Below are 17352 nucleotides of genomic sequence, written 5' to 3' on the forward strand. Positions count from 1 at the left end.
TGGCTTGCTCTGCTGGGTTCGTTCCTGATGGTTCTGGGGCTGACGTCGACGGCCGCGTACGGTCGTGATGCCGGCCGGCAGGCGGCGGCCGATCAGGTCCTCACCTGGACCGCGGGCGACCCCATCGACCACTATCTGTCGGCTCCCACGACCGCGGTGGCCGGCAAGGCGACCATCGTCTTCGAGAACAGCACGGCGACCGGCAACACGACGAGCATGCCGCACACGCTGACGTTCAGCGTCTCGGACCCGGAGTTCAACAACGACGTACCGCTGAACATCCTGGCCAACCCGGGTGACGACCAGGGCGGCAGGCACACCGTCGAGGTCACCCTCACGCCCGGCCGGTACTTCTACCACTGCACCATGCCGGGGCATCAGGCGATGCAGGGCATTCTCACCGTGACCGACGGCGGTGGCGGCGAGGACACCACCGCACCCGAGACGTCGGCGAAGGTCGACGGCGACAAGAACGCCGATGGCGCGTACATCGGTCAGGCCACGGTCACCGTCTCGGCGGCGGACGACAGTTCGGGCGTCGGCACCGTCGAGTACGCGGTCGGGGCCGACGGCGCCTGGCAGCCGTACACCACGCCCGTGGTGGTGAACGAGGTCGGCTCGCACAGCATCCGGTACCGCGCCACCGACAAGGCGGGCAACACCGCCGCCGAGAAGTCCGTCGACTTCTCGGTCGCCGCGCCGCCGACCGACGACACCACGGCGCCGGAGACCTCCGCGACCGTCTCCGGTGAGAAGGACGCCCAAGGTGCCTACCTGGGTATGGCCACGGTCACCGTGACCGCGTCCGACACCGGGTCCGGAGTCAACACCATCGAGTACGCGGTCGGGGCCGACGGCGCCTGGCAGCCGTACACCGCACCGGTGATGGTCCACGAGGTGGGGACGCACACCGTCCGCTACCGCGCCACCGACAAGGCGGGCAACACGGCCGCCGAGAAGTCCGTCGACTTCACCGTCATCGCTCCGCCGACGCAGGACAGGACACCGCCGGAGACGACGGCGAAGGTCGAGGGCGACAAGAATTCGGACAATGCCTACCTCACCAGCGCCAAGGTGACGGTGACGGCTACCGACGCCGAGTCGGGCGTGGACCGGATCGAGTACTCGCTCGACGGCGGCCCGTACCTCGCGTACACGGCCACGGTCATCGTCGACCGCGTCGGCTACCACACCGTCGCCCACCGGGCGACGGACAAGGCGGGCAACACCTCCGAGGCGAAGCAGGTGTCGTTCACCATCGCGCAGAGCGGGGGCGTGCCCGCGCCGAACTGCCCGGAGTTCGACGAGCGGCTGACCGTCATCGTCGGCACGGTCGACACGGGTGTTCCCAACCGCATCACCGGCAACCGCTGCACGATCAACGAGCTGATCGAGGACGAGAAGGACTGGTCGTCGCACGCGCTGTTCCTCAAGCACGTCGACAAGGTCCTCGACAAGCTTCTCGCCGACGGGGTGATCGACGCCCGCGAGCACAAGAAGATCTACCGGGCGGCCAAGCAGTCGGGCATCGGCAAGCCGGGCCAGGACGAGGGGTACAGGAAGCTCTTCGACGGCACGGCTGACTCGCTCGCCAAGTGGCAGCAGGTCGGCGGTGGCAAGTTCGGGCTCAACGCCGATGGCTCGATCACCAGCTCCACGACCGTGGACGGCATGGGGATGCTCTGGTTCCCAGGACGGCAGTACGGCGACTTCTCGCTCAAGCTCCAGTGGCGCGACGACGCCCCCGGCACCGGCAATGCCAACGGGGGTGTCTTCGTCCGCTTCCCGAACGTCCACGACAACCCGGAGGAGTCCCGCCCGGAGTGGGTCGCCATCAAGTACGGCCATGAGGTGCAGATCCTCGACAAGCCGGACGGCGACATGTACAAGACGGGTTCGATCTACGGATTCGACCGGATCGGTCTGGCCGGCGCCGGGGTCACGCCCAAGGGCACCTGGAACGACTACGAGATCCGGGTGGTGGACCAGCACTACTCGATCTACCGCAACGGTGTCCTGCTGAACGAGTTCGACAACACCGGCGGCCAGGTCTTCGAGCCGCCGCGGGGCGACGACCCGGGCACCGACGGCAGGCGGTACTCGTCCGGCTACATCGGACTCCAGGTCCACAGCACCTCGGACGTGATCTCGTACCGCGACATCCGGATCAAGGAGCTGTAACCGCGCAGGGAGATGTCAGGTGGCCGCGGCCGCATGCTGAGGCATGTGGTCGCGGTCTTCCGGGTACCGGTGGCGCCACACCAGGAACACGGTGCAGGAGACCAGCGACCAGCCGGCGAGCACCAGGTACGGGAAGACCCGCTGGTGACCCTGGTAGTAGACGGCGGCGTGCTGGGCGTTGACCGAGGCGCCCGGCGGGAGCCAGCGGCCGATGAAGCCGAGAACCGACGGCAGCAGCGGCCAGGACACCGCACCACCTGAGGACGGGTTGCCGAGCAGCACCATCAGGCCCCAGGTGGGAATCATGGCCCAGCGCCCCATCAGGGCGTGGAACATGGTGAAGACCATGCCGGTGGTGAACATGGTGAGCGAGAGGATCATCCACGACTGGAGGAACGGCAGCTTGACGGAGCTGAGCAGCCAGTCCACCACGGCGGCGATCGCGAACCCGCCGAGCAGGGCGTAGACGACGGTGAACCCGATCCGCTCCAGGGGGGCCAGCGCCTTGGCGTGCACACTCAGCTGGATGGCGCCGACGAACCCGATGATCACCGCGGCCAGCGAGATGTAGAAGAGGGCGAGGCCACGGGGGTCGCCCCGTTGCAGGGGCTTCACGTCCGTGACCTTGACCGGCACATGGGTCGCTTCCCCCACCTTCAGGGTGGATTCGGCGAGCAGCTGGGCGACCGAGGCCCCGGACGCGCTCGCGACATCCAGGCCGACCCCGCCGTTCTCGGACCGCAGGATGCCGAAGACCTTCTGCCCCTCCAGTGCGGCGCGGGCGTCGGTTTCGTTGGCGTACTCATGGAGCACCAGCGAGGTGTCGAGCGCGCCCTCCAGCCCTTCGAGGAAGACCTTGTCGCGCATGGTGTCGAGGTCGCCGACCACGGCGGCCGGGATGTTGCGCGGGGTCGGATTGGCCATCGCGTACGTGTAGGAGCCGGCGAAGAGACCGGCGGCGGCCGCGATGATGAACAGGAGTACGACGGCGGGCAGATACGGGGACGCCCTGAACGCCGCCCATCGGTCACCGCGGGCCGGGGGCCGGCCATGTCCCCCGTGCGGTGTGACGGGCTCCAGGTCGGGCGCGCTCATGCATCCCCGTCCTCGTCGTGCCGGGCGCGGCTCGGCTGGACCCGTTTGGGTTCGCCGGGCATCTTCGGGTACTCCGGCGGGTACGGCATGTCGCCGAGCCCGCGTTCCTGCTCGTCACGGTCCGCCAGTTCCAGCAGACCGTCGAGCCTGAAGGCGTGGTCGTCCATGTCCGCGTGCACATCGCCCACCTCCGCGTACCGCTTCGGCATCGTCCTGATGTCGAAGTCCCGCGGCTCGGCGTCATCGATCTCGTCCCAGCGCAGGGGTGCGGAGACCTGGGCGTGCGGGTGGGGCCGTACGGAGTACGCGGAGGCGATCGTCCGGTCGCGGGCGGTCTGGTTGAAATCGACGAAGATGCGTTCGCCGCGCTCCTCCTTCCACCAGGCGGTGGTCACCCGGTCCGGCATCCGGCGTTCCAGTTCGCGTCCGGCCGCGATGGCCGCGCGGCGGACCTCGGTGAACGTCCAGCGGGGTTCGATCGGTACGAAGACATGGATGCCGCGGCCGCCGGAAGTCTTGGGCCAGCCGCGAAGCCCGTGGTCGTCGAGGACGGCCCGCAGCTCATGGGCGGCGCCGACCGCGTCGGCGTAGTCCGTGCCGGGCTGCGGGTCCAGGTCGATGCGCAGTTCGTCGGGGTGGTCGGTGTCGGCGCTCCGTACCGGCCAGGGGTGGAAGGTGAGCGTGCCGAGGTTGGCCGCCCACAGGACGGCGGCGAGTTCCGTGGGGCAGATCTCGTCGGCCGGCCGGCCGCTGGGGAACGTGATCCGGGCGGTGGGGATCCAGTCGGGGAGGTTCTTCGGGGCGCGTTTCTGGTAGAAGAAGTCGCCGTCGACGCCGTCCACGAAGCGCTGGAGGGTGGTCGGTCTGTCCCGCAGGGCGCGGGTGATCCCGGCGCCCACGGAGAGGAAGTACTCGGCGACGTCCCTCTTCGTGTAGCCCTTCTCCGGGAAGTACACCTTGTCCGGGCTGGACAGCCGCACCGCCCGCCCGTCCGCATCCAGCTCCACCGCTGTTCCCGCTGCGCCCATGGGGCCACGCTAGGCCGGGCCCACATATGCCGCATATCGGGAGCCTGACCGAGGCATCCGGGTAAGAATCGCTCCATGGACCTGCCGGTGATGCCGCCCGTGAAGCCGATGCTCGCCAAGTCCGTTTCCAGGATCCCGCCCGGGATGCAGTACGAGGCCAAATGGGACGGCTTCCGGGCGATCGTCCACCGCGACGGCGACGAGGTGGTGATCGGCAGCCGCACCGGCAAGCCACTCACCCGCTACTTCCCGGAGCTGGTCACGGCTGTCAGGGAGAATCTTCCACCGCGCTGTGTGATCGACGGGGAGATCGTCGTCGCGTACGACGGCCGGCTGGACTTCGACCGGCTCAGCGAGCGCATCCATCCGGCCGATTCACGAGTGCGGCTGCTGGCCGAACAGACGCCGGCCAGCTTCGTCGCCTTCGACATCCTCGCGGTGGGCGACGACTCCCTGCTGGGGACCCCGCAGGTGGACCGGCGCGCGGGGCTGGAGGCGGCGCTGTCCGGTGCCTCGGCCCCTGTCCATCTCGCCCCCGCGACCACGGACCCGGCCGTCGCCCAGGAGTGGTTCGAGCGGTACGAGGGGGCCGGGCTCGACGGCGTCGTCGCCAAGCCGCTCGATCTGCCGTACCGCTCCGACGTCCGCGTCATGTACAAGATCAAGCACGAGCGGACCGCCGACTGTGTGGTGGCGGGCTACCGCTACCACAAGAGCGGCCCGATCGTCGGCTCGCTGCTGCTCGGCCTCTACGACTCCGGGGGCGTCCTGCAGCACGTCGGGGTGTGCGCCGCCTTCCCCATGAAGCGCCGCGAGGAACTGGTGACGGAGCTGGAGCCGCTGCGGACCGACTCCGCCGACCATCCGTGGGCGGCCTGGGCCGACGCCACCGCGCACGGGAGTGCACGGCTGCCCGGTGCGCAGAGCCGGTGGTCCGCGAAGAAGGACCAGTCGTGGGTGGCCCTTCGTCCGGAGCGGGTGTGCGAGGTGGCGTACGACCACATGGAGGGCGACCGGTTCCGGCACACTGCCCAGTTCCGCCGGTGGCGGCCGGACCGCACACCCGACGGTTGCACCTATGCGCAGCTGGAAGAGGTGGTGGGGTACGACCTGGCCGAGGTGCTGTCAGCCCACTGACGTCGAGCCCGGCGGTGTCACGCAGGGGTCACCTGGTGTGGCGTCCGGGCTGTGGTCCGGCGACGGCGGGTCCGTGGCGCCGGCCGTGTCGGTCGGTCGGTCGGGTCGGGTCGGGTCGGGTCGGGTCGGGTGACGGAGTGCCCGTGGGGCAGCCGGGGTTCGTCCACGTCTTCCAACGCCTGGTTTCCGTCGTGTTGTTGATGTTCGCCTGGATGCCGTAGGGAACGACCGGTGGGGCCACGCTCCTGGCGGAGGTGAACCCGGCGGGGCGTGCCGGCGTATCGCGGGACGGAGCCCTCCTGAGCGGGACAGCCGTCACGGCCGGCCGTCGTCGGTCCGGCGTCCGGGGTCCTCAGGGTCGTCGGACGTCTGCCACTGATCGGTCACCGGGTGATCCGGCATGGCCGCCACCATGTCCGTGAGACGCGCACAGAGCCGCTTGATTTCCCCGTGGGTGCGCTCCCGCTCGGTGATGACGGCAGCGAGCAGCAGCGCCGTCAGCGCCGTGCTGCCGTTGAAGGCCTGGAGCGTCACCATGTTGGTGAAAAGATCCTTGTGGGCGAACGGGCCGGCCCGATGGCCGGCGGCCAGGATCGCCAGCATGGAGACTCCGAACGCACACGACGCGGCACCGGCGCGCTCGAAGCGGAACGCGGCCCAGATCAGGAACGGGAAGACGAGGAAGAGCAACGAGGCGCTGGTGCCTCCCGTCGCCAGGAGAGCCGCTGCAAGAGTACTGAGCAAGAGAGCCGCCGCCTCGGCCCACCGCCGCAATGCCACACCATGTGGCCACCGCGCCTCGCGAAGGACGAGCAGAAGCGGTGCGACGATCAGCACGCCCATCGCATCGCCTGTCCACCACACCGACCAGGTGGGCCAGAAATCACCTGCGGGCAGGGCACCGGAGAGCACCAGCACACTGCTGCCCACGGTCGCGCTGATGAGCATCCCGCCGAGCGCCCCCAGGAAGACCAGTGCCAGGGCGTCGCGCAGCCGGTCCAGGTCGATGTGGAACCCGACACGCCGCAGCAACAGGTAGGAACAGATCGGTGCGAGCGTGTTCCCGGCTGCGATGGCGAAAACGGCGAGAACCGTCGGCCCGATGGCCACATTGGCGGCATAGGCACCGATCGCGATGCCCGGCCAGACCCGCAGTCCGAAGACGAGCAGAGCGGCCACGGCGATACCCGTGGGCGGCCACAGCGGCGTGACCTGGCCCCGCACCAGTTGTTCGAGCAGGCCCAGCCGCGCAGCCCCGTAGTAGGCGGCGGCGACGGCGAGAACCAGCAGAGTCGCGGCGGCGTGGTGCCGGAGCTTCTGATCCGTCACCACGTCAGCCATCGAACACCACCTGTCGGGGTCGCCCGCTCGGCCAGGACACACCGGAAGAGAGAGGGCGATACCTCTCAATCGTCGCAGCGCCCGGCGATACCGGCATAGCGGACGACCAGTACGGCGGCATCGTCCGAGTGGCCGGTCAGCTCGGCCACCTTGATCACGTCACAGGCGAGCTGGTCGGGGTCCCCGTCGTATCCCCTGCGCGCCAGCCTGGCCACCTCCTCCAGGCCCTTCTCCATCGGGCACGACGGCCCTTCCACCACCCCGTCGGTGACCAGCACGAACGATGCCGGCTCCGTCAGCCGTCGGTGCGTCACCGGATAGCACTCCCCGGCCAGGATGCCGAGGGGCGGGCCGCCTCTTGCGAGGACGACGCCGGAGCGAGCGGCGGAGGTCGCCCACACCAACGGGATGTGGCCTGCCCGGGAGACGGCGAGCGCGCCGGTCGCCGGGTCGAAGTTCATGAAACAGCACGTGGCGAAGAGTCCACAGCTCATGGAGATGAGCAGGTCATTGGCGCGGCTCAGCACCTCGCCCGGGTCGGACGTGGAACCGGCGCAGGCCCGCAGGCTGGTGCGGGCCTGCCCCATGAAGGCAATGGCCTCCACATCGTGGCCCTGTACGTCACCGATCGTGATCCCGAACGACCCGTTCGTCATCGGAAAGGCGTCGTACCAGTCGCCCCCGACATCGAGGCCGTCGCGCGAAGGGGCATAGCGGGCCGCGATGGCCATGTACGGCAATTGAGGCAGTTGAGGCGGGAGTAGATGGCGCTGCAGCGCCTCGGCCAGTTCCACTCGGGCCTGCTGGATCCTGATCCGCTCCAGCGCCTGATCGACGAGACGCCCGAGGGTGAGCAGCGCTTCCTGGGCGTTGTCGGCGTGGGTGGTGCGGTGGTGGCGCATGGCCCCTCCGGGGGCTTTCCAGCGTGATCCGTATACCACTTTAGTTCTCTTCGCAACGGAGGGCCGGATTACTCGCCCTCGTCGGACCGCCCCTCCCGAATGACGCCGATCAGTGCAGGACTGCGACTGGGGTCGTTGATCATCACGGCCCCGTTCAGCCTTCCGCTTGCGGATTCGCTCCGGCCGCCCGGGCCCCGACCGACCCGGGGCAGGGGCGGACCGCCCCCGCCGCAGCGATACGTGCCCCTTGCATCTCGTCCTGTCACGCCTGTGTGCATGGGCCCCGGCTTGGACTATCTTCAACAGCCCAAGTCGGTACGCACCTGACCGCACGCGGGAGCGCTCCTCCCATGACCCACCCCCATCGGGCGCAGGAGAGCAAGGGGTACAGGTATGCCGGGCGTCGCACGATCTTCGGACATCGGAGAACCACCGGGACCACTGCCGCAGGAGTTCGCCGCGATCCTGCGGCTCGAACTCCCCAGCCTGATCAAGGAGATCGGGCTGGAGGTCACCCGCGCCGGTCGCCAAGATCAGCGCCAACCGTCGCGAGCGCCTGATCGAGACGCCGCGGATCCGGCTCGACACCCGCGGCACCGCGGCCCGCATGGGCGAACTGCTCGACGTACACCCGCAGACGGTCCGCTCCCGGATGCGTAATCTGGAGACCATCTTCGGCGAACTACTCGTCGACCCCGAGTCACGGTTCTCGAACCGAGGCCGTGCTGCGTGCGATGCAGTTGCGCGCCCGCAGCAGCGACGCACCGCACAGGGCGACGCGGTGCGGATCACGACCCGAGCACGTACCTCACGTGGAGTCAACTTACTTGCGGGTAAGGGGAAAAAGCCGGTCACTCCCGAACGGTTGCCAGACGGAGACGTTCTCAACGAGAAAACTGGAACTGCGTCCCGTTACATAAGGAGAAGCCGACCGCTCATCCGGCGGCCGCACAGCACCACCTCCTGGTCAACCATCCGAGAGGGAAACCCCCCATGACCGCCTCGCACCTCCTCGTCCCCGTACCGATCCCGGACCGGGTCGCCGCACTGATCGGGTCCTGCATCCCGCCGCACATCGTGCAGGCGGAGTTCGACGCCGAGTGCGCCGCCCGCGAGGTCCGCAGGTTCCGCGGCCCCCGGCTCGGCATCGAGGACCAGGCCGACCGCGAGCAGGCGCTGTCCGAGCTGGCCCGGGCCAACAAGGTGCTCGCCGCCCACCACCCCGGGCTGCCGGTGCGTCCCGGCAGCTCCTGGTGACCGCAGCGCCGACGTCATGGGCAGCACATGATCCACGGGACCACGGAGAACATCCGCACCCGCATCGGCCGGGCCGCCGGCCGCCGGTCGGAGCGCGGTCACCGGAGTGAAGCGGACCGGGAGAGAATGTCGGGCAGCCAATGCCACCGATCCGCTGTTCGCACACACCCCTGGGAAACGCCATGCCCGCCGGTCCGCGCCCGTCCGTCCTCTTCGTCACCGATCTTGCCTACGAGGCTCGCGGCCGGCGCTACTGCGACGAGGACATCTTTCTGACCTCGCGGCTCCGCGAGGAGTTCGACGTGGCGCTCTGCCATCCGCGGGACGCGGCCGCACTCCTGGGCGGCCTCGACGCCGTCGTCGTACGCAACAGCGGTCCGGTGCTGCACTACCAGGAGGCGTACGACGCGTTCTGCACCCAGGCACGCGAGCGGAACGTGCCGGTGTACAACCCGCTGACCGGCCGCGGTGACATGGCCGGCAAGCAGTATCTGGTCGACCTGAGCGCCGCGGAGTATCCGGTGATCGCGACCGTGGACCGGGCAGCCGATCTGGGGCTGCTGCCCGAGGCCGCGGAGTATGTGATCAAGCCGAAACTGGGTGCGGACTCGGTCGGGCTGCGGTTCGTCGCACCGGAGGTGCTCGCGGCCGAGGTGGCCGCCGAGCCGGACGGCACCGTACTCGTCCAGCCGAGGATCGACTTCAGCTACGAGGTGTCCTTCTACTTCATCGACCGGGACTTCCAGTACGCGCTGTACGCACCGCACACCGACAGGCGCTGGGTACTGGAGCCGTACGGGCCGACGGAGGCGGATCTGGAGTTCGCCCGGCGGTTCGTGGAGTGGAACGCACTCCCACACGGCATCCAGCGGATCGACGCCTGCCGGACTGCCGACGGCGAGCTGCTGCTCGTCGAGCTGGAGGACCTCAATCCGTACCTCTCGCTCGACCGGGTGACGGAGCCGGTGCGGGAGGCGTTCGTGGCCCGGATGAAGACGTCGGTGCGCGCGCTGATCCGCTGACCCGTCCGGCTGTCCCCCACATGCGGGAGACAGGGGCCGGTGTGAGGGTGCAAGCGTGACCACTGCCAGCGAGACCGCACCCGCCGCGCAGAGTGCCGCCGCGCCGCCCGTGCTCGACCCGCGTCGCCGGAACATCGTCTTCATCACGATCGTGCTGGGGATTCTGCTGGCCGCCCTGGACCAGACGATCGTGGGCACGGCGCTGCCCACGATCGTCGCGGATCTGGGTGGCGCCGCCCATATGTCCTGGGTGGTCACCGCGTATCTGCTCGCCGAGACGGTGGCGACGGTCCTGGTCGGCAAGTTCGGTGACCTCTTCGGCCGGAAGATCGTCTTCCAGGTCTCGGCGATCATCTTCATCACCGGCTCGTTCCTGTGCGGCCTCGCGACCAACATGTCGATGCTGATCATCTGGCGAGGACTGCAGGGCATCGGCGCGGGCGGGCTGATGGTCACGTCGATGGCGCTGATCGCCGATGTGATCCCGCTGCGTGAACGCGGCAAGTACCAGGGCGCGATCGGTGCGGTCTTCGGGGTGGCCACCGTGGTCGGGCCGCTGCTCGGCGGACTGTTCACCGACCATCTCTCGTGGCGCTGGGCGTTCTACGTCAACGTACCGATCGCGATCGTGGTGGTGATAGCCGCCGCCCGGACGATCCCGGCGGTCAAGGCGGCCGGGCGGGCGGTGATCGACTACCTGGGCATCACCATGGTCACGATCGGTGCGAGCGCCCTGATCCTGGCGACGAGCTGGGGCGGCAACCAGTACGCCTGGGGGTCGCCCGTCATCATCGCTCTCTTCGCAGGCGGTGTCGTCGCGCTCGCGATCTTCTGCCTCGTGGAGTTCCGGGCGAAGGAACCGATGCTGCCTATGCGGCTGTTCCGGAATCCGGTCTTCACCGTCTGCTCGGTCCTCAGCTTCATCGTGGGCTTCGCGATGCTCGGCGCGATGATCTTCCTGCCTACATATCTGCAGTTCGTGGACGGGAACTCGGCGACCTTGTCGGGCGTGCGGACGCTGCCGCTCGTCATCGGTCTGCTCGCGGCCTCGATCTTCAGCGGCAATGTGGTCAGCAAGACCGGCAGGTACCGGATGTTCCCCATCATCGGTTCGCTGATCATGGCGGCCGGGCTGTACCTGCTGTCCCGGATGGGTCCGGGCAGCGGGGTCTGGCTGGAGTCGCTGTACATGCTGGTGCTCGGTGTCGGCATCGGACTTTCCATGCAGGTGCTGACGATCGCGGTGCAGAACACGGTCGACTACGCGGACCTGGGCACGGCGACGTCGGGCGTGACGTTCTTCCGTACCCTCGGCAGCTCCTTCGGCACCGCGGTCTTCGGCACGATCTACGCCAACGCGCTGGGGCCGAACCTGGCCCAGGGGGTCGCGGCTGCGGCGAGGGCGGGCGGCGACCCCGCGGTCGTGGCGAAGGCGGCGCAGAGCCCGAAAGGGCTGCACGGCCTGCCGCCCGGGCAGTCCGCGCCGCTCGTCCAGGCGTACGCGGACACACTCCACACCGTGTTCCTGTGGACGGTGCCGGTCGCTCTGCTCGGGTTCGTCGTGGCCCTCTTGCTGAAAGAGGTGAAACTTCGGGACACCGCACGGGTCGCCTCGACCGACATGGGCGAAGGGTTCGCCTCCCCGAACGACGGGGACTCGGCGAAGCTGCTCGAGTACTCGGTGGCGAAGATCCTGCGGGGCATGGGCCCGGACACGGCCCGGCGGATCGTCGCCGCCTCGGACACCCGGCTCGACATGGCGGGCGCCTGGGCGGTGATGCAGGTCGAGCTGTTCACCCGGCTGGTCGGCCATGCGGGCCTCGGTCTGATCGCGACGAGGCACCGGATTCCGCCCGAGGTGCTGGTGCCGGTCTTCGACCGGATGATCGAGGAGGGGTATCTCAGCGGGGACGGTCATCTCTTCACGCACACCGAGGCGGGCAGCCGGGAGGCGGCCACGATCTCCCGTGCCTGGGGCGTCTGGCTCAATGAGCAGGTGGACCAGGACGGCGCCCGCCCCGACGACAAGCAACTGCGGGCCGCGGTCCATGTCATCGCAAAGCGGCTGCTGGCGGAGGACCTGGCGCAGGCGCTGTCCCCGGCGGACTCGGCCGGTGCGTCACGGGTGCCCGCCCCCGCCTGACACCGGCGCCGCTGTCTCCTCCTTCGACCCGGTCCGTCGCGCTCCACCGCCCACAGCGTCGCGGGTGAGCACTTTCGGCGTGACGCCGCTCGGCGGACCTCGGAGTGATCAGTCGGCGAAGACCGCTGTCGAGTAGACCCAGGCGCCGTCGTGCCGGACGAACCGGCTCTGTTCGTGGAGCGAGTCCGGCCGGCCGTCGTCCGTGTAGTGGGCGCGGAAGGTGACCGTGCCCGTGGTGTGGAACGCACTGCCGTCCGTCGTCGCCAGGATCTCCAGGCGCACCCAACGCATCGCGGGATCGAAGTCGATGGCGGGCGGCCGGGTGTCCGGGTGCCAGGTGCGGAGCAGGTACGCCGCGTCCTGGACGACGAACGCGGCGTACCGCGAACGCATCAGCGCCTCACAGGTCGGCGCGGCGGCCCCGGCGTGCAGTCGTCCGCAGCAGTCGGCGTACGTGGCGGAAAGGCCGCAGGGGCACGGCGAGGCCGGAGTGATCGCGGTGGCCGGGGCGATCCGGGCGCTCGCGGAGGTCTGCCGGGGGCGTGAGCTGCGTCGGGTCATGGACCCATTGTGACCTGCGGCGGGACCGGGCAGGTGCGCCAGGGCGGACACTGCTGTACCGGACCGGTGCGTCACCGTGGCCCGGCGAATCGGCGGCGGTACTCGGTGGGGGTGAGCCCCGTGCGGCGGCGCAGCTGGGCCCGCAGGTTCGTCGCCGATCCGAGTCCGCTTACGCGGGCGACCACGTCGAGGCGTTCCTCGCCGCGCTCCATCAGCCGGCAGGCGAAGGTGATCCGCCGCTCGGTCAGCCAGGCGAGCGGGGTGGTGGCGAGCTGGGTGCGGAATCGGCGGTGCAGGGTGGCAGGGCTGACGGCGGCCTGCGCGGCCAGGCCGGTGACCGTGAGATCCGTTCCAAGGCGCTCCTCGGCCCAGGCGAGCAGCGGACCCAGCGAGGTGTCAGGCACGTCGGGCAGCGGGTGCTCGACGAACTGCCGCTGGCCACCGTCGCGGTGGACGGCGAAGACCAGCCGGCGGCTGACGGCCGCGGCGATCTCCGCGCCATGGTCGCCGCGGACGATGTGGAGGCCCGTGTCGAGGGCGGCGGCGCTGCCCGCCGCGGTGATGATCTGCCCGTCGTCGACGAACAGCACGTCGGGGTCGAGTCGGACCTGCGGGAAGCGGGCGGCGAAGGCATCGGCCCAGCGCCAGTGGGTGGTGGCGCGGCGGCCGTCCAGCACACCGGCCGCGGCCAGCGTGAACGTACCCGTACAGAAGCTGACCATGCGGGCACCCCGGCCGGCGGCGCGACGGATCGCGGCGAGGACGGCCGGGTCGGGGTCGGTCTCCGGGTCTGGGCGGTTCGGCACGATGACGGTGTCGGCCCGGTCGACCGCGTCGAGTCCGGCGACCCCGGTGAGCTGGAAGAAGCCGTGATGCATGCGCACGGCCGGGGTCTCGGCGCAGAGCTCGAAGTCGTACCAGGGCACCGGCAGCTCGGGGCGGCGCAGCCCGAAGAGTTCGGTGGCCACGCCCAGCTCGAAAGGGTTGGAGCCGTCGGAGACGATCATCACGACTCGGTGCGAGGATTCTTGCGCCATGTGCGATTCGTAGCACTCACCCGAAGCGGAGTCCACCGCCGAGGATGGGAAGCATGAGCGATCACACGACGACGACCGGTCCGGACCCCACCCTGCTGAGCGATGCCCTGAAGACGTTCGAGGCGCTGTGGAGCCCCCGGATCGTGACCCGCGTCAACGACTACGACGTGCGGGTGGCCAAGGTCCGGGGCGAGCATGTCTGGCACGTCCATGAGGAGACCGACGAGTTCTTCCTCGTCCTCGACGGCACCCTGGACATCGCACTGCGCGAGGCCGGTGAGGAGCGGACGGTCACCCTCGACCGGGGCGCGGTGTTCGTCGTCCCGCGCACCACCTGGCACCGGCCCTACTCGGCGGCCGGTGCGTCGCTCCTGCTGTTCGAGCCGTCCGGGACGTCATCGGTGGGTGACCGGCACGACGAGGTGCCCGACCATGTCGAGGCGACGACCGGACACGTGCTGGGGGCCTGAACACAGCGGGGACGGCAGGGGATGTGGGCTGCTGTCGGTCCACCGGGCCGAAGTGAGTCGTGCGGGCCCGGGGTCAGGGCTTGCGGGCCACACCCGCGTATCCCGGGATCGGCTCGTCGCCCAGCACGTCGATGACCTCGCCGAGCTCCGGGTGCCAGTCGGCGGAGAGGGTGACGCCCGGCTCGACGAGCTCCAGCCCCTCGAAGAACGCGCTGAGTTCGGCATGCGAGCGCGGACGCAGCGTCATCCCACGGGCCTTGTACATGGCGGAGGCCTGGGCGGCACCCTCGGGGTTGAAGTCCCCGGTGGTGTGCGAGAGCACCAGATAGCTGCCCGAGGGGAGCTGCGCCACCAACCGGTCGACGAGCTCGGCCGCACCGTCCTCGTCGTCGAGGAAGTGCAGCAGGGCCAGCAGGGACAACGCGACGGGGCGGCTGAAGTCGAGGACCTTGCCCGCGTTCTCGAGGATGGCCTCCGGTCGGCGGGCGTCGACCTGGATGTACTCGGTGGCGCCCTCGGGGGTGGAGCGCAGCAGGGCCGCGGCGTGCGCGAGGACGATCGGGTCGTTGTCGCAGTAGACGATGCGCGCATCCGGGGCGGTCCGCTGGGCGATCTGGTGAAGGTTGGGCTCGGTCGGGATGCCGGTGCCGATGTCGAGGAACTGGCGTACGCCCCGCTCGGCGAGCCAGCGGGTGGCGCGGTGCATGAACGCGCGGTTGACCCGGGCCATGTCACGGCCCCGTGAGTCGAGGGCCAGGAGCTGCTGGGCCATCTGTTCGTCGACCGGGTAGTTGTCCTTGCCGCCGAGGAACCAGTCGTACATCCGGGCGGGATGCGGCTTGCTGGTGTCGATCTCGATGGGCTGCGGGTCGTGCCCGGTCATAGCGCGCTCCTTGGGTCCGTGGATCGGCGAACAGAGACTGACGTGCGGCGAGGAACAGTCGCCGGCTCTTCGCGGGTCAGGTTCCGGTCAGGAGGAAGTCCGCCTGACCGGCCTTGGCGCCCTGGATGAATGCGGCGATCTCACGGGGGGTGTAGATAAGGGCGGGGCCGTCGGGATCCGCGGACTGGCGTACAGCGACTCTGCCGTCGGCCAGCCTCATGGCCTCCACGCAGTTGCCCCCGTTGCCGCCGCTCCACGGCTTGTACCAGCCTTCGGAGCCGAGTTCGGCGGCCGGCATGCCGTTGTATATGGGGTCGATCATCACAGCTCCTTGCGGAAGTCCCGGAGGATTTCCTTCGTGCGTTGTGCAGTTGCGGCCTGAGCCGCCATGCGGTCCATGACTTCGAGGTAGGAGGCCACCTCGGGGCGCGCGTCGAAGTAGACGGCGCCGGTCAGGTACTCGCTGTACACCATGTCGGGCAGTTCGGGGACGGCGAAGCGGAAGAGGACGAACGGGCCGTAGGTGCCGGGGTGGTGGCCGGTCGAGAACTCCGCGATCTGCAACGTCACATTGGGCATCTCGGTCGCCTGGAGCAGCCGGTCGGTCTGCTCGCGCATGGCTTCGGCGCTGCCGACGGGACGGCGCAGGACCGTCTCGTCCATCACCACCCACAGCTTCGGGGCGTCCGGGCGGGTCAGCAGCGCCTGCCGCTCCATCCGCAGCGCCACATGGCGCTCGATGTCCTCGGGCCGGGTCTGGCCGACGGCGCCGGTGCGCATCACCGAACGTGCGTAGTCCTCGGTCTGCAGGAGTCCGGGGACGAAGTGCGGTTCGTACATGCGCAGGAGGCTTGCGGCACCCTCCAGGCTGACGTACATGCTGAACCAGTCGGGCAGGACGTCGTGGAACCGCTGCCACCAGCCTGGCTTGTTGGCCTCCTCGGCGAGCTCGACGAAGGAGTCGGCCTCACCATCAGTGATCCCGTATGCCTTCAGAAGCAGTTGCACATAGGGAATCTTGAGAGCGACCTCTGCGGTCTCCATCCTGCGAATCGTCGCAGGAGCGACCCGCAGCACCTTGGCAGCCTGGTCACGGCTCAGGCCGACACGCTCCCGCAGGTCCTGCAGGCGCTTGCCGAGAACGACCTGACCCACGGTCGGGGCGGACCGCGGTTCGCTCACTTCAGACCTCCCGATGCGCTGTTTGCGAGCAGTGTGCCATGCGTATGCCACCAAAGACACAGTCACTCTGGAAATTTCAGAGTGCCCCTTGCCAAGTGTTCGCGACAGGGGGAGAGTTGGTGAGTGAACCAGTTCACTAAGTCATGCCCGCTCTCTCCCCCCGAGATGCGAAGCGTGGCGCAGCCCCCCACTGTGAGGAATCGGTCGTGGCACCTGGCAGTGCGCTCATCCCCCGGCACGTCGCCCTCACTCCCGGGACGGAAGCGCTCCGGTACTGCTTCGCATTGCCCGCCCAGCCGGAATCCGTGGCAGGTGCGCGGCGGCTGACGCGGGCCCGGCTGGACGAGTGGCGGCTGGACGCGGACGTGCACGAGGCGGCGGTCCTGGTCGTCTCGGAACTGGTCACCAACGCGGTGGTGCACACCGCGAGCGCTCGCGTCGTGTGCGAGCTGCACTGCCTCGAAAGAGGGCTGCGCATAGCCGTACAGGATCAAGGACACCAGCCCGGTGGCCCGAAGCTGCGCCGCACCGCCGATGACGAACACGGACGCGGCCTGCTGCTCGTCGACGCGATGAGCAGCGCCTGGGGGGCCCGCGACGCCGGGGACGGCTCGGGTCGCATCGTCTGGGCAGAACTGCCGCACAGCACGGAGCAGTCATGTTGAGGAACGCGATGTCCCAGTTGCTCGGAACGCGCCGCTCCCGGGAGCCCCAGTCGCCCGGCGTCGGCGACGGCGGGGTGCAGCTGCCGGTGCCGCCCGCGCTGTCGGCGAGTCTGGGCTGCGACGCGGTGGGGGTTCCGGCCGCGTACGGCTTCCGGCTGTTGTCCCATCTGCCACGCACCGGTTGCGTCTTCGCGGACGCCGACCGCTGGTGGTGGATCGTCCCGGCCGGTTCGGATCTCGAACTGGACTGGCCGGCGCAGGTCGCCTACGCCAGGGGTGCGTACGTACCCGCGGTGCGGCCGCGACTGATCCACGCACCCGACAGCCGTACGCCCTACACCCCGCCCATTCCGCTGTTCCTGATGGTGTGCCAGGTCACCGGGGTGACACCGTCCTGGGCAGTGGCCGATGGCCCTCGCCCGGTCCCCGCCGGCTGACCCCCAGTCCC

17 protein-coding genes and 1 pseudogene are annotated in these 17352 nt (G+C 69.4%); 9 read left to right on the forward strand and 9 right to left on the reverse strand.

The annotated features are described in order from the left end of the window. The first annotated feature begins 27 nt into the window (after nt 1–27). Nucleotides 28–2181, forward strand: coding sequence for an OmpL47-type beta-barrel domain-containing protein (locus tag ACFYP5_RS22550; protein WP_389039275.1), 2154 nt, complete (start codon nt 28–30; stop codon nt 2179–2181). A 15-nt stretch (nt 2182–2196) separates the two neighbouring features. Here the strand turns inward: ACFYP5_RS22550 and ACFYP5_RS22555 are convergent, their stop codons facing one another. Further along, nucleotides 2197–3276, reverse strand: a complete 1080-nt coding sequence (locus ACFYP5_RS22555) for an ABC transporter permease (RefSeq protein ID WP_389038827.1) — start codon at nt 3274–3276, stop codon at nt 2197–2199. Beyond that, nucleotides 3273–4283, reverse strand: a complete 1011-nt coding sequence (gene ligD, locus ACFYP5_RS22560) for a non-homologous end-joining DNA ligase (RefSeq protein ID WP_389039278.1) — start codon at nt 4281–4283, stop codon at nt 3273–3275. The genes ACFYP5_RS22555 and ligD overlap by 4 nt, the downstream gene beginning before the upstream one ends. Nucleotides 4284–4379: 96 nt before the next feature. On the opposite strand from ligD, the gene ACFYP5_RS22565 reads away from it, so the two are divergent. Continuing rightward, nucleotides 4380–5441 carry an ATP-dependent DNA ligase gene (locus ACFYP5_RS22565; protein WP_389038830.1) on the forward strand — a complete coding sequence of 354 codons (1062 nt, stop codon included), beginning with the start codon at nt 4380–4382 and terminating at the stop codon, nt 5439–5441. Nucleotides 5442–5756: 315 nt separating this feature from the next. On the opposite strand, the gene ACFYP5_RS22570 is transcribed toward ACFYP5_RS22565, so the two are convergent. Continuing rightward, a complete protein-coding gene (locus tag ACFYP5_RS22570; protein WP_389038833.1) occupies nt 5757–6782 on the reverse strand; it encodes an MASE1 domain-containing protein in 1026 nt (341 codons plus the stop codon). A gap of 65 nt (nt 6783–6847) precedes the next feature. Continuing rightward, nucleotides 6848–7684 (reverse strand): PP2C family protein-serine/threonine phosphatase, encoded by an 837-nt coding sequence (locus ACFYP5_RS22575; RefSeq protein WP_389038836.1) that lies wholly within the window; start codon nt 7682–7684, stop codon nt 6848–6850. Between the two features lie 508 nt (nt 7685–8192). Between ACFYP5_RS22575 and ACFYP5_RS22580 the strand changes: the two are divergent. From ACFYP5_RS22580 to ACFYP5_RS22595, 4 genes and pseudogenes are all read left to right on the forward strand, one after another. Then, a pseudogene (locus ACFYP5_RS22580) lies at nt 8193–8442 on the forward strand (helix-turn-helix domain-containing protein); the annotation flags it as partial. A 235-nt stretch (nt 8443–8677) separates the two neighbouring features. Next, the gene (locus ACFYP5_RS22585; protein WP_030980463.1) at nt 8678–8941 is read left to right on the forward strand and encodes a hypothetical protein; all 264 of its coding nucleotides are present in this window, start codon (nt 8678–8680) and stop codon (nt 8939–8941) included. A 182-nt stretch (nt 8942–9123) separates the two neighbouring features. Continuing rightward, nucleotides 9124–9963, forward strand: coding sequence for a hypothetical protein (locus ACFYP5_RS22590; RefSeq protein ID WP_389038839.1), 840 nt, complete (start codon nt 9124–9126; stop codon nt 9961–9963). A 55-nt stretch (nt 9964–10018) separates the two neighbouring features. Continuing rightward, nucleotides 10019–12106, forward strand: coding sequence for an MDR family MFS transporter (locus ACFYP5_RS22595; protein WP_389038843.1), 2088 nt, complete (start codon nt 10019–10021; stop codon nt 12104–12106). A gap of 108 nt (nt 12107–12214) precedes the next feature. On the opposite strand, the gene ACFYP5_RS22600 is transcribed toward ACFYP5_RS22595, so the two are convergent. Next, nucleotides 12215–12667, reverse strand: a complete 453-nt coding sequence (locus tag ACFYP5_RS22600) for a YchJ family protein (protein WP_389038846.1) — start codon at nt 12665–12667, stop codon at nt 12215–12217. A gap of 71 nt (nt 12668–12738) precedes the next feature. Continuing rightward, nucleotides 12739–13704 (reverse strand): GlxA family transcriptional regulator, encoded by a 966-nt coding sequence (locus ACFYP5_RS22605; RefSeq protein WP_389038848.1) that lies wholly within the window; start codon nt 13702–13704, stop codon nt 12739–12741. 53 nt (nt 13705–13757) lie between these two features. On the opposite strand from ACFYP5_RS22605, the gene ACFYP5_RS22610 reads away from it, so the two are divergent. Further along, on the forward strand, nt 13758–14174 hold the full coding sequence (locus tag ACFYP5_RS22610) for a cupin domain-containing protein (protein WP_389038850.1): 417 nt from the start codon (nt 13758–13760) through the stop codon (nt 14172–14174). Between the two features lie 73 nt (nt 14175–14247). Here ACFYP5_RS22610 and ACFYP5_RS22615 read toward each other — a convergent pair whose 3' ends face one another. The 3 genes from ACFYP5_RS22615 to ACFYP5_RS22625 all read right to left on the reverse strand — a co-directional run bounded on the left by ACFYP5_RS22615 (nt 14248) and on the right by ACFYP5_RS22625 (nt 16239). Continuing rightward, entirely contained in the window at nt 14248–15057 is an 810-nt protein-coding gene (locus ACFYP5_RS22615; RefSeq protein WP_389038853.1) for an SAM-dependent methyltransferase, read from the reverse strand. Nucleotides 15058–15133: 76 nt separating this feature from the next. Then, nucleotides 15134–15376 carry a DUF397 domain-containing protein gene (locus tag ACFYP5_RS22620; protein WP_030930006.1) on the reverse strand — a complete coding sequence of 81 codons (243 nt, stop codon included), beginning with the start codon at nt 15374–15376 and terminating at the stop codon, nt 15134–15136. 2 nt (nt 15377–15378) lie between these two features. Further along, on the reverse strand, nt 15379–16239 hold the full coding sequence (locus ACFYP5_RS22625) for a helix-turn-helix domain-containing protein (protein ID WP_389038855.1): 861 nt from the start codon (nt 16237–16239) through the stop codon (nt 15379–15381). 206 nt (nt 16240–16445) lie between these two features. Here ACFYP5_RS22625 and ACFYP5_RS22630 point away from each other — a divergent pair, with 206 nt between their 5' ends. Together ACFYP5_RS22630 and ACFYP5_RS22635 are read left to right on the forward strand one after the other, a co-directional pair. Further along, on the forward strand, nt 16446–16904 hold the full coding sequence (locus ACFYP5_RS22630) for an ATP-binding protein (protein WP_389038859.1): 459 nt from the start codon (nt 16446–16448) through the stop codon (nt 16902–16904). Further along, entirely contained in the window at nt 16898–17341 is a 444-nt protein-coding gene (locus ACFYP5_RS22635; protein ID WP_389038862.1) for a hypothetical protein, read from the forward strand. Before ACFYP5_RS22630 ends, ACFYP5_RS22635 begins: the two co-directional genes overlap by 7 nt. Nucleotides 17342–17352 lie beyond the last annotated feature (11 nt).

Origin of the sequence: Streptomyces sp. NPDC005262 (assembly GCF_042872425.1) — a bacterium.
Lineage (GTDB): Bacteria > Actinomycetota > Actinomycetes > Streptomycetales > Streptomycetaceae > Streptomyces.